The sequence below is a fragment of the Paenarthrobacter sp. NPDC089714 genome (assembly GCF_044748905.1).
Taxonomy (GTDB): Bacteria; Actinomycetota; Actinomycetes; order Actinomycetales; family Micrococcaceae; genus Arthrobacter.
The window spans coordinates 59871-72270 of record NZ_JBIVGX010000018.1; the positions used below are offsets into that span (position 1 = coordinate 59871).

Annotated in this window: 11 protein-coding genes; 10 read left to right on the forward strand and 1 reads right to left on the reverse strand. The window is 63.9% G+C overall.

The features are described 5' to 3' along the window. Positions 1-85: 85 nt before the first annotated feature. The 10 genes from ACIPY3_RS21205 to paaZ all read left to right on the forward strand — a co-directional run bounded on the left by ACIPY3_RS21205 (position 86) and on the right by paaZ (position 11564). A complete protein-coding gene (locus ACIPY3_RS21205) occupies positions 86-1720 on the forward strand; it encodes an ABC-F family ATP-binding cassette domain-containing protein (RefSeq protein ID WP_400337160.1) in 1635 nt (544 codons plus the stop codon). A 275-nt stretch (positions 1721-1995) separates the two neighbouring features. Further along, positions 1996-3459: an amino acid permease gene (locus tag ACIPY3_RS21210; RefSeq protein WP_400337162.1), complete on the forward strand. Its 1464-nt coding sequence runs from the start codon at positions 1996-1998 to the stop codon at positions 3457-3459. A 238-nt stretch (positions 3460-3697) separates the two neighbouring features. Beyond that, positions 3698-4156 carry an SRPBCC family protein gene (locus tag ACIPY3_RS21215; protein WP_400337164.1) on the forward strand — a complete coding sequence of 153 codons (459 nt, stop codon included), beginning with the start codon at positions 3698-3700 and terminating at the stop codon, positions 4154-4156. Further along, entirely contained in the window at positions 4156-4812 is a 657-nt protein-coding gene (locus ACIPY3_RS21220; RefSeq protein ID WP_400337165.1) for a pentapeptide repeat-containing protein, read from the forward strand. Before ACIPY3_RS21215 ends, ACIPY3_RS21220 begins: the two co-directional genes overlap by 1 nt. 131 nt (positions 4813-4943) lie before the next feature. Then, on the forward strand, positions 4944-6170 hold the full coding sequence (locus ACIPY3_RS21225; RefSeq protein ID WP_400337167.1) for a thiolase family protein: 1227 nt from the start codon (positions 4944-4946) through the stop codon (positions 6168-6170). Continuing rightward, entirely contained in the window at positions 6170-6970 is an 801-nt protein-coding gene (locus tag ACIPY3_RS21230) for an enoyl-CoA hydratase/isomerase family protein (protein WP_400337169.1), read from the forward strand. The genes ACIPY3_RS21225 and ACIPY3_RS21230 overlap by 1 nt, the downstream gene beginning before the upstream one ends. Next, positions 6967-7830, forward strand: a complete 864-nt coding sequence (locus ACIPY3_RS21235) for a 3-hydroxyacyl-CoA dehydrogenase family protein (RefSeq protein ID WP_400337171.1) — start codon at positions 6967-6969, stop codon at positions 7828-7830. Before ACIPY3_RS21230 ends, ACIPY3_RS21235 begins: the two co-directional genes overlap by 4 nt. 93 nt (positions 7831-7923) lie before the next feature. Beyond that, entirely contained in the window at positions 7924-8532 is a 609-nt protein-coding gene (locus ACIPY3_RS21240) for a GNAT family N-acetyltransferase (RefSeq protein WP_400337172.1), read from the forward strand. 77 nt (positions 8533-8609) lie between these two features. Beyond that, positions 8610-9323 (forward strand): tyrosine-protein phosphatase, encoded by a 714-nt coding sequence (locus ACIPY3_RS21245; RefSeq protein ID WP_400337174.1) that lies wholly within the window; start codon positions 8610-8612, stop codon positions 9321-9323. Positions 9324-9464: 141 nt separating this feature from the next. Continuing rightward, on the forward strand, positions 9465-11564 hold the full coding sequence (gene paaZ, locus ACIPY3_RS21250) for a phenylacetic acid degradation bifunctional protein PaaZ (protein WP_400337176.1): 2100 nt from the start codon (positions 9465-9467) through the stop codon (positions 11562-11564). A gap of 146 nt (positions 11565-11710) precedes the next feature. On the opposite strand, the gene ACIPY3_RS21255 is transcribed toward paaZ, so the two are convergent. Continuing rightward, positions 11711-12118, reverse strand: coding sequence for a VOC family protein (locus tag ACIPY3_RS21255; protein WP_400337178.1), 408 nt, complete (start codon positions 12116-12118; stop codon positions 11711-11713). Positions 12119-12400 lie beyond the last annotated feature (282 nt).

The following is a 12400-nucleotide window of genomic DNA, read 5'->3' on the forward strand; positions in this document are numbered from 1 at the left end:
CTTGAGCGCAGCCCCGACATTTTGGCTGCATCCCCAGTGCCCACGCGGCGTTCCGCCGCTACCTGCGTACTTGCGAGGATTCCTCTTGACCTACCATCATCTTCACCTTTCCGGCGTATCCCACGGCTACGGGGACCGCGAACTCTTCACTTCTGCCAACCTGGTGATCGATCACGGCGAACACGTTGCCATCGTGGGCGAAAACGGAGCAGGGAAGTCCACTTTGCTGCGCCTGCTGGCCGGGGAGGAAACGCCCGACGACGGCGCTGCAGGTCTGTTGGGAACCGGCGGCTACCGCGTGGGTTACCTTGCGCAGACCCACGGAATGCCTGTGTCCCTGACCGTCGGGGACGCCATCGATGCCTCCTTGTCCTCCCTGCGCACCCTCGAGGCCCGGATCACCGGGCTGGAAGGGGACCTGGCGACTGCCGACGCGGAAGCCTTGGAACTCTACGGCAGCCTGCAAACCGAGTACCAACTCCGTGAGGGATATGCCGCCGAATCCCGGGTGGCAGCAGCGCTGGACAAGTTGGGGCTGGGAGGCCTGGACCGGCGTCGGACGCTTTCCTCCCTGTCCGGAGGCGAGCAGGAACGCGTCGCCCTGGCATGCCTGCTGGCTGATCCGGCCGACGCCCTGCTGCTCGATGAACCCACCAACCACCTCGACGCCCGTGGAACCGAGTGGCTGGAATCGCGGCTAGCGGCCCACCGTGGAACGGTCGTCGTCATCTCCCACGACCGCGTCCTCCTGCGGAAGTTGGCCTCGACGATTATTGAAGTGGACGGCGACCGTCGCTCGGTGGCGCGGTACGGGAACGGCTACGAAGGGTACCTCCGCGAGAAAGCCGCCCAACGTGCCCGCTGGGCGCAGCAATACGAGCACTGGATCGACGCGATGGCGGCCGAAAAGCTGCAGGCCGCGACCGTTGCCGACAGCATGGGGTACGGCCGCAGGCGGGACAACGACAAAATGGCGTTCGGCGTGAAGACCGGCACCTGGGAAAGGGCCGCCGCGAGCAAGGTCCGCAATGCCAACGAGCGGCTTAGGCGGCTGGAGGAGAACCCGGTTGACCGGCCGCCCGTGCCCTTGACTTTGGCGGCTTCGCTGGAGGGGCTCGACGGTGCCCTTGAGGCATCCGGCGTCGCCGTTCCCGGACGCCTGCAGCCGACCTCCTTCCGGGTATCCGCCGGTGACAAAGTGCTCCTGACCGGGCCAAATGGGGCCGGAAAGTCAACATTGCTGTCCGTGCTCGCCGGGGACTCGGAGCACTTCGCCGGCGAGGTGCGGCGTGTGGGCACCGTGGGCTATCTGCGGCAGGAACTGGACATCCCGGCCAAACCAGGGCTCCGGCTTCTCCCGGCATTTGCGGCTGGGCTGGGCGGGAACATTGACGAGCATGCCGAGGCATTGCTTCGACTGGGGCTCTTCCGGCCCGCCGAGTTCCACGTTCCGGTGGGGAGCCTCTCCGCGGGACAGCAACGGCGCCTCGCGTTGGCCCGACTGCTCCTGGGCGGCTTCGACACCCTGGTCCTGGACGAACCCACCAACCACTTGGCGCCGGTGCTCGTGGAACAACTCGAGGAGGCGCTCGCGGGTTTTGGCGGCACCGTGCTGATCGTGAGCCATGACCGTGCGCTGGGCGAATGGTTCGATGGCTGCGCGTTGGCCGGAGGCGGGAACTGGGTGCGTCGGCGGATGGTGGACGGGACCCTCCTCTAGCAACGCGGGGTCGCTTAGGGCCTATGTTGCGCTGCCGGATGGGCCATGAGTGACCCCGCGTTGCTCGCCGACGGCAAGGGTTTGTTGCCTGCGTCACGAGCTCCGCGTCATATGCCGTAAGATGGACGGGTTGCCCGAACGTTCGGCGTTCTGCGGTCTGCGTCACACAGAGGATTCCTCAACGAGGAAAAATCCGAATTTTGTGTGCCGGATCGGCCCCTGCTCCGGCACCGGCGCAACCACAACAGCAATACCCCAACCCACAAGGAACAGCTGTGCCGCAAAGTACTCCCACAGATCTCCAGAGCCCCAAGGCGTCATCCGCCGGCGGGAGCTCCACCCTCAGTGCCGAGGGTTACCAGAAGACCCTGAGCCGCCGTCACGTGACCATGATCGCGATGGGCGGCGCGATCGGCGTCGGTCTCTTCATGGGTGCCGGTGGCCGCCTGGCCTCCACGGGTCCGGCCCTGATTTTCTCCTACGCGATTGCGGGCGTCATCGCCTACCTGCTGATGCGCGCGCTCGGCGAACTGATCATGTACCGGCAGACGTCCGGTTCGTTCGTGAGCTACGCCGGTGAAATGTTCGGCAAGAAGGGCGCCTACCTGTCCGGGTGGATGTACTTCATCAACTGGGCCATGACCGGTATCGCGGAGCTGATCGCGATCGGCCTGTACTTCCAGTTCTTCTTCCCGAACGTGCCCGTGGAACTGTCCGCCATCGCAGCGCTGGTGCTGTTGGTGGCCGTGAACCTGTTCAGCGTCAAGGCATTCGGTGAATTCGAGTTCTGGGCTTCCTGCCTGAAGGTCGCCGCTATCGTGATCTTCCTGGCCGTGGGCACTTTCATGGTGGTCACCAACGCCCAGGTCGGCGCGGGCCATGCTTCCGTGGGCAACCTCTTCCACGATGAAGGCGGCATGTTCCCCAAGGGCGGCCTGGTGATGATCCTGGTCCTGAACGCCGTGATCTTCGCCTACAACGCCATCGAGCTCGTCGGTATTACCGCTGGCGAGATGGAGAATCCGGAACGCGAAGTGCCCAAGGCGATCCGCGCCGTCGTGATCCGCATTGTGGTGTTCTACGTCGGTTCCGTGACCCTGCTGGCGATGCTGCTGCCGTCCGACCAGTACAAGGCCGGTACCTCGCCGTTCGTCACCGTGTTCGGGCAGATGGGCCTGGGCTGGATGGGCGATGTGATGAACATGATCGTTATCACCGCCGCGCTGTCCTCCTGCAACTCGGGCCTGTACTCGATCGGCCGGATCTTCCGCACCATGGCCAACAACGGGCACGCCCCGCAGTGGCTGACCAAGATGTCCACCCGCCACGTGCCGTATGCGGCCATCCTCGCGATCGGCGGCGTTTACCTGGTGGGTATCCTCCTGAACATCTGGTTGGGCGGCTCCCATGCCTTCGACCTCGCCCTCAACACGGCCTCCATCGGCGTGATCTTCACGTGGGGTTCGATCTTCGCGAGCCAGATCGCGCTGCGCAAGAAACGCGGCAAGGTCTCCTCCCTGCCGATGCCCGGTTCGCCGTGGACCAGCTGGTTGGGCCTCATTGCCCTGCTGGCCATCACGGTACTGATCGGCTTCGACACCGTCACGGACAAGGCCACCGGCGATGTGTTCCTGTTGGGCCTGTGGACCCTCGCGACCATCCCCTTCTTCGCCCTGGTCCTCTGGCTCGGCTGGCAGAAGGTCAAGAACAACCAGCCCAAGAGCGAACTGTTCAGCTAGGTCCTTTTCAAATGCTCGACGGCGGGTGCCTCCTTTGCGGAGGCGCCCGCCGTTTCGCGTTGCGTGGCCGCCCTGTCGCGTTGTGTGGCCTGCTCTGCATCCCCACCGCCTCCCTCACCTCGCAAGCTCGGTCAGGGAACCCGGGCGGCGTGGCCCCTGCTTGGGGAATGGGGCGCACAGCGGGCCTCACAGCGGATGATCAGTTGGGAGTGTCAGGGGTCGGGTCTAGGCTCGATGTATGGATCACACCACCTCCCTGACCCAGCACGTCAACGCCAGCCCGGAGAAAGTCTGGACCGTCATTTCCGACATCCCGGGTTCTGCCGGAACCATCTCCGGAATCGACGCCATCCAGATGCTCACGGACGGTCCCTACGGCGAAGGGACCCGGTGGAAAGAGACCCGCACCATGATGGGCCGCCAGGAAACCGTGGAGATGTGGGTGTCCCACACGGACCCGCCCCGCAGCACCACCGTCAAGGCCCTCCAAGGCGGCGCGGATTACACCACGCGCTTCGCCCTGAACGGGCGGGACGGCGGCACGGACATCACCCTGACGTTCGGTGCGGAGATCCTCAAACCCACCTTGCTGAGCAAGATCACCATGGCGCTGTTCGGGAAGATTGGCATGAGCGTCACGCGCAAGGCCCTGGCCAAAGACCTCGCCGAGATCGCTGCGAAGGCGGAATCCCTCTGATGGCGGCGGCGAAGGTGGCGGCCCCCAAGATTTCGCCGGTGCGGTTGGAAGAACTGCGCGACGACGACACCCCGGACTTCCAGCGCGGGGAGAGGTACGACGGCGTCCGGCTCACCCGCGTTTCGGCGGACGGCGAGGAGCTCAGCGGCGCCGACTTCATCGAGTGTGAGTTCAACAGCGTCTCCTTCAATGAGGCCCAGCTTCGCGGTGCGACGTTCCGGGAGTGCATCCTGTCCGAGCCCTTTGCCCCGGTCTTTCCAGCGGCGCGGACTTCCTGGCAGGACGTGGAGATCACCAACCCGCGCTGGGGGTCAGCCGAACTTTATGAGGGCACTTGGCGCTCTGTCCGAATCGACGGCGGCAAGCTCGACTATGTGAACCTGCGCGGGTCAAAGCTCATTGATGTCCAGATTTCGGATTGCATCATCAATGAACTGGACCTCGGGGGCGTGACGGGCACGCGTGTTGCCTTGAAGAACTGCACCATTGGCTCGCTGGACGTCACGGGCGCCAAGCTGAAGGACGTGGATCTTCGCACCTCGGAATTCCGCGGCATCAACGGCCTTAGCGGACTTTCCGGCGTGGTGATCGACGACTACCAGCTGAGCCTTCTTGCGCCTCTTCTAGCCGGGCACTTGGGGATCCGGGTGGTCTGATTCGCCAGTGGGACGGTCGGGCAGGGCAGCTTCATCTGTTGACCGTCCCGCCGGGCCGTGTAATCTTTATAGAACGAACGGTCGGTATATTATTCCGTGCCGGTCCCTTTCACTTCGCGAAGGATGTTCTCATGGTCGAGGCTTTTCTTGTTGGCGGCGCACGAACGCCGGTGGGTCGCTACGGTGGGGCACTGTCCTCCGTCCGCCCCGACGACCTTGCCGCCCTGGTAGTCCGGGAAGCAGTGGCGCGTGCCGGCGTCGACCCTGACGCCATTGACGAGGTGATCCTCGGCAACGCGAACGGCGCAGGCGAGGAAAACCGCAACGTTGCCCGCATGGCCACCATCCTCGCCGGACTTCCCCTCCACATTCCGGGAATCACGGTCAACCGCCTCTGTGCTTCGGGCCTGAGCGCCATCATCATGGCAAGCCACATGATCAAATCCGGTGCGGCGGACATTGTTGTGGCCGGTGGCGTTGAATCCATGAGCCGTGCACCGTGGGTGCAGGAGAAGCCCGCCACGGCGTTCGCCAAGCCGGGCCAGATTTTCGACACGTCCATCGGCTGGCGCTTCGCGAACCCGCTCTTCACCAAGGGCGAACTGTCCCGCGACGGCAAGATGACCTACTCCATGCCCGAAACCGCGGAAGAGGTTGGCCGGGTGGACAACATTTCCCGCGAGGACGCCGACGCCTTCGCGGTCCGCTCCCACGAGCGTGCCTTGGCCGCCATCGCCGGTGGACGTTTCAAGGACGAGATTGTTCCCGTCACGGTCAAGACCCGCAAGTCCGAGACCGTGGTGGATACGGATGAAGGGCCCCGCGAAGGCACCACCATGGACGTCCTTGCAGGACTCCGTCCAGTAGTGCCAGGCGGTTCGGTGGTTACGGCAGGGAACTCCTCCAGCCTTAACGACGGCGCCTCCGCCATCATCGTTGCTTCGGAGTCGGCCATTCAGAAATTCGGCCTGACGCCCCGCGCCCGAATCATCGACGGCGCCTCTGCCGGATGCGAGCCCGAAATCATGGGCATCGGTCCGGTTCCGGCAACGCAAAAGGTCCTGACCAGGACAGGGCTCACGGCAGAGCAGCTGGGCGCCGTGGAACTGAACGAGGCTTTCGCAACGCAGTCGCTCGCGAGCATGCGCCGCTTGGGCCTGGACCCGGACATCGTCAATAACGACGGCGGTGCCATCAGTTTGGGACACCCGCTCGGTTCCAGCGGCTCGCGTATCGCCATTACGCTGTTGGGTCGCATGGAGCGCGAACTCGCGTCCACAAGTGGACGGAAGCTCGGCTTGGCAACCATGTGCATCGGCGTGGGCCAAGGAACCGCAATGCTGCTGGAAGGCGTGTAATGGCACTGAATCCCGAAGACTTCAGCACCCTCTTGGTTGAGGAGCGCGAAGATCGCCTCACCGTTCTCCTGAATCGTCCCGAGGTCCGGAACGCCATCGACCAGAAAATGGTGGATGAGCTCCACGCTGTGTGCGCCGAGCTTGAACAGAACCCGAAAGTGCTGATCATCGCCGGGACGGACGGTGTGTTTGCCTCCGGTGCTGACATTGGACAGTTGCGGGAGCGGCGCCGGGACGATGCCCTCCAAGGAATCAACTCCACCATCTTTGTGCGCATCGCCAAGCTGCCCATGCCCGTCATTGCTGCCCTGGATGGATACTGTCTGGGTGGGGGAGCGGAGCTTGCCTACGCCGCCGACTTCCGGCTCGGGACACCCAGCGTCCGGATCGGTAACCCTGAGACAGGCCTCGGCATCCTGGCTGCAGCCGGTGCCAGCTGGCGCCTCAAAGAACTCGTCGGGGAGCCGAAGGCCAAAGAAATCCTCCTGGCCGGAGCTGTGCTGCGGGCAGAGGAAGCACTGCGGATCAACCTCATCACGGGGATCTACGAGGCTCCGGAACTCATGGATGCCGCCCACGCTTTGGCCGATCGCATTGCACGCCAGGATCCCTTGGCAGTCCGCATTACCAAGTCCGTGTTCCATGCTCCCGCCGAAGCCCACCCGTTGATCGACACCCTTGCCCAGGGCATCCTCTTCGAATCCCAGGCCAAGTTCGACCGCATGCAGGCATTCCTGGACAAGAAGAGCGCAGACAAGAAGAACAGCAAAGCCGAGCCAGAGAGCAGGACCCAGAAATGACAGCAGTTCCCGCCATCCCGCACGTGGTCGGAGTACTCGGCGGGGGCCGCATGGGCGCCGGAATTGCCCACGCCTTCCTGACCAAGGGTGCCACCGTGATTGTCGTGGAGCGAGACCATGAGGCAGCTGCGGGCGCGCATGGCCGCGTCTCGGAAGCAGTCGCCAAGTCGGCAGCCCGCGGCACGTTGGCCGAGATGCCGGAAGAGGCCCTGTCCCGCTTCAGCACCTCCACGGATTACGAATCCTTCATCCACTGCGGTCTGGTGGTGGAAGCTGTTCCTGAGGACTACGACCTCAAAGTCAAGGCCCTGCGGTCAGTGGAGGAACACCTTTCAGCGGATGCCTTCCTGGCCTCGAATACGTCCTCGCTGTCCGTGACGGGCCTGGGCAACGAGCTTCACCGTCCCGCCAACTTTGTTGGCCTGCACTTCTTCAACCCGGTGCCCGCCTCCACGCTCATCGAGGTGGTTCTGGGCAAGGAGACCTCACCCGAACTTGCTGCCGCGGCGAAAAGCTGGACCGAGGCACTCGGCAAGACCGCCGTCGTCGTCAATGACGCCCCGGGGTTCGCGTCCTCGCGGCTTGGCGTGGCGATCGCGCTGGAAGCCATGCGCATGGTCGAGGAGGATGTGGCCTCGGCGGAAGACATCGATGCCGCCATGGTGCTGGGCTACAAGCACCCGACGGGTCCGCTGAAGACCACGGACATTGTTGGCCTGGACGTTCGTTTGGGCATCGCCGAGTACCTCCACTCCACGCTCGGCGATCGCTTTGCGCCGCCGCAGATCCTCCGCGACAAGGTGGCGCGGGGTGAGCTGGGCCGCAAGACCGGCAAGGGATTCTTCGACTGGACAGACTAACGCCCGGCAACCCAACTAAGTCGCAATTAAGCGCGTTTTGAAGCCTCAGAACGCGCTTAACTGCTACCCAGTTGGGTCGGTTAGGCTGGCCGGGTGAGCACTCTCGAACCCATCACCCTGACCGGCACCTTCGTTACCCTTGAACCGCTCCGCACGGACCACCTCGACGGTTTGGTGGACGCCGCGCGAGATGGCGAACTGTGGAAGCTCTGGTACACCTCCGTGCCCACCCCGGAGGGCATGGCTGCAGAGATTGAGCGGCGGCTTGCCCTCCAGGAATCCGGTTCCATGCTGCCGTTCGCCACGCGGCTGAACAGCACGGGCAAGCTGATCGGGATGACCACGTACATGAACATCGATCCGGTGCTGCCGCGTGTCGAAATCGGCTCCACGTGGAACGCCGCGTCCGCCCACGGGACGGGGACCAACCCTGACTCCAAGCTGCTGCTCCTGCGCCATGCCTTCGAAACGCTGGGTTGTCCCGCCGTCGAATTCCGCACGCATTGGCTCAACCAACAGTCCCGCGACGCGATTGCCCGCCTCGGCGCCAAGCAGGACGGGGTGCTGCGGAACCACACACGCAGCGCCGACGGAGCCCTGCGGGACACCGTGGTGTTCTCCATCCTCGAGCACGAGTGGCCTGCCGTCCGGAACGGGTTGGAGTACAGGCTCTCGAAGTACACCGCTTCGTCGAGGGGTTAGCTTTTGGGGCTAAGCATGCCCCTAAAGCCCGGAAGCCAACCCCTCGTGGTGCGCACCTGTGTGGTTAGCTGGCTCTTATGGATGGGATGACTTCTGCGCCCCAGGCGGTCCCTTGGGACGGCGCCGTCAATGCGTGGCGGGTCGCCGGCGATGTGTACCGGATGGGCCGCCATGAGTGGGTCACCGCGGCCGGGTGGCAGCAAATGTACGACGACGGCGTCCGCACCGTGATCGATCTTCGCGCCTCGCGCGAGCGGCGGCAACGCGACACGGATCCCCAAGTGCCGGACGATGTGAAGGCGCGGATCGACGTCGTACACTGCCCAACGGAAGACCCGGATCATAGCCAGTTCACCACGCTCTTTGGCCCGTACCTCAAGGAGCCGGGCCAGTACGGGGAGTACCTCGCGCTGTTTGCGGACAAGATCGCGCTCGTTTTCACGGCGATCGCGGCCTCGCCGGGCAAAGTGGTGGTCCATTGTTCCGCGGGGCGGGACCGCAGCGGAGTGATTGCGTTGATGCTGCAGCGACTGGCGGGTGTCGATGACCGGGAGATCGTCCGGGGCTACGAGTTGGCTGCCCGCGGAATCAATGAACGGCACCGCACCCATGGTGCGCCGCACGCCCATGATCCCTATCTGCCGGACGCGGATCTTGAAGCGCTGCTGGAGCGTCGACGCACGGCGCTTGAGGCCTTCCTTGTCGGGCTTGATGTGCAGGGCTACTTGCGCGCCAACGGTGTTACGGATTCCCAGCTTGAGGTGTTGAAGGCGAAGCTCACGGACGCTTGATACGGCTGCGGCGAAATTTCTTGCTGACCTTGGCCGGTCCTTCATGTACCCTGTATATATTACCGAACGGCCGGTCAGTAATGTTGGCCCCTCCAGCAATGACCGTGCCGCTTTCATGTGCCTTGGAAGGACCCGTCGACGATGACCACTACAGCAGTCGCCCCGGAAACCACAGCCGTTGCCACCGTCCCCAGCTATGTCCAGGATGCGTGGTGGACTCCCGCGCCCGAAGCCAAGACAGTGCCCGTGCGTGATGCCAGCACCGGAGAAGTCCTGGCCAACGTGAGCACCGACGGCCTGGACCTTGCCGCCGTCGTGAATTTCGGACGCACCACCGGCCAGACCGAACTGGGCAAGCTGACGTTCCACCAGCGCGCACTCAAGCTCAAAGAGCTGGCCGTGTACCTGAACGGACGCCGTGAGGAGCTGTACGCGTCCTCGTCGCAGAGCGGTGCCACCAAGATCGACAACATGATCGACATCGACGGCGGCATCGGCGTGCTTTTCACCTTCGGTTCCAAGGGCCGCCGTGAACTGCCCAACTCACAGGTTGTGGTGGACGGTCCCATGGAGATCCTTTCCAAGGACGGGTCTTTCGCCGGCGAACATATCTACACCCGGATCCCGGGCGTCGCCGTGCAGATCAACGCCTTCAACTTCCCGGTGTGGGGCATGCTGGAGAAGTTCGCGCCAGCGTTCCTGGCCGGCGTTCCCACCATCGTCAAGCCAGCCACTCCCACGGGTTACGTCGCCGCTGCCGCGGTTCGGGCGATCGTTGAATCAGGCATCCTTCCCGCCGGTTCCCTGCAGCTGATCTCCGGCTCGGCCCGGACCCTCCTGGACGAACTCGACTACCGTGACCTCGTGTCCTTCACCGGTTCGGCATCGACAGCCAACTCCCTCAAGTCTCACCGCAATGTGGTCCAGGGCGGCGTCCGCTTCACCTCCGAGACCGACTCCCTCAACGCCGCGATCCTCGGCCCTGATGCCGTCCCGGGCACCCCCGAGTTCGACGCCTTCGTCAAGGCCGTCGTCACTGAGATGACGGTGAAGGCCGGCCAGAAGTGCACCGCGATCCGGCGTGTCCTTGTCCCGGCAGCACTGACGTCGGAGGTCGCCGCCGCCATCGGCGCCCGCATCAACGAGCGCGTTGTAGTGGGGGACCCGCGCGCAGAAGGCGTCACCATGGGTGCGCTCGCTTCGCTGGAACAGCTCGCCGACGTCCGGGCTGCTGTCCAGTCAATGCTCGACGCCGGCGGCGAGCTTGCGTACGGATCCCTCGATGCGCCGTCGGTCACCTCGGTAGGTGGAACCGTTGGCGTCGTGGAGGACGGCGCCTTCATGGCGCCCGTCCTGCTGAGCTGGGCGGATGCCGAAGTCGAAGAAGTGCACTCCCTGGAGGCCTTCGGTCCCGTGTCTTCCGTCCTGGGGTACACGGATCTCGCCGACGCCGTGCGCTTGGCTGCACGAGGATCCGGTTCGCTCGTGGCTTCCGTTTGCACGAACGACCCCGCTGTGGCGCAGGAGCTGGTGCTGGGGATTGCCGCCCATCACGGCCGCGTTCACATGCTTAACCGCGAGGATGCTCGTTCCTCCACTGGCCACGGCTCGCCCGTTCCGCACTTGGTCCACGGTGGCCCGGGGCGTGCCGGCGGTGGCGAGGAGCTCGGCGGTATCCGTTCCGTGCTGCACCACATGCAGCGCACGGCCATCCAGGGCTCACCCAACATGCTGACCGCGGTCACGGGTCAATGGCACACGGGGGCCGACCGGAACTTCACCGTCGAGACCGAAGGCGAGCACCCGTTCCGCAAGTCCCTTGCCACGCTGCGTATTGGCGACGCTGTCCGCTCGGAGCTTCGCCAGGTAACGCTGGAGGATATTACGGCGTTCGCCAACTCCACGGGCGACACCTTCTACGCGCACACCAACCAGGAAGCTGCGGAAGCCAACCCGTTCTTCCCGGGCATCGTTGCGCACGGCTACCTGCTGCTGAGCTGGGCAGCCGGGCTGTTCGTGGAGCCTGCCCCGGGTCCCGTGCTGGCCAACTACGGCCTGGAGAACCTGCGCTTCATCACGCCCGTGGCCGCCGGTGATTCCATCCGCGTGACCCTGACCGCGAAGAAGATCACCCCGCGTGAGACGGACGAGTACGGCGAGGTTGCCTGGGACGCCGTCCTGACCAACCAGAACGACGAGATCGTAGCCACTTACGACGTCCTTACCCTCGTAGAGAAGTAACCCTCTCTCACCGAATGGCTGGTTTGGTGGGTCCCTCTCTCACCGAATGGCCGGTTTGGGGCCCTCTCTCACCGAATGGCCGGTTTGGTGGGTCCCTCTCTCACAAAGAACGCCTTCCCAAACGGGCAGGCGTTCTTCGTTTTCATCTACAACTGATATTCGGCTTGTTGGCCCAAGGTTTCATGGATGCATAGGACGTTATTTTCCGAGTCCATGAACCAAGCGCACTTTTCAGCATCCGTGGTGCAGATGTGGTTTTCGGTCTTGAGGTCAGGCTGGTCGTAGTCCTGGAAGGTGACACCCCGTGCTTCCATCTCGGCGACCAGGCGCTCGATGTCCTGAACCTCAAAACTCAATGCGGTATGGCTCGAGTGCATGCCATCCGTAATGGGCAACAGTTGCAGCATGGCGCCGCCGTCATTGCCGAACAAATCGTTTCCATCCCAGGTCCTGCCCCTGTGCGGCAGGCCGAGCTTTTCCGCATAGAACATGCGTGCGCGGCTCATGTCATCGACGGGCAGGACAGTTGTGGCTTTGTTGAGGGCTAGATGCATAATGGCCACCTCCTACGCTGAAAATTTTACGCTTGGGGAGGCCATCGTGACCTTACGATTCCTGGTCGGACTGCCCCTGTGAGAGAGCGTTGGCGGAAGGGGGCGGTTGGGTGAGAGAGGGATCGCCGGAGGGGGCGGTTGGGTGAGAGAGGGATCGCCGGAGGGGGCGGTTGCGTGAGAGAGGGAGTGCGGTCGTATGGTTTTCTGAGACAGGTTGATGGGAGATCGACTTCAGATGACCGGGCCCAGAAGAAAATATGATGCTGCTTTCCGTGAGGAAGC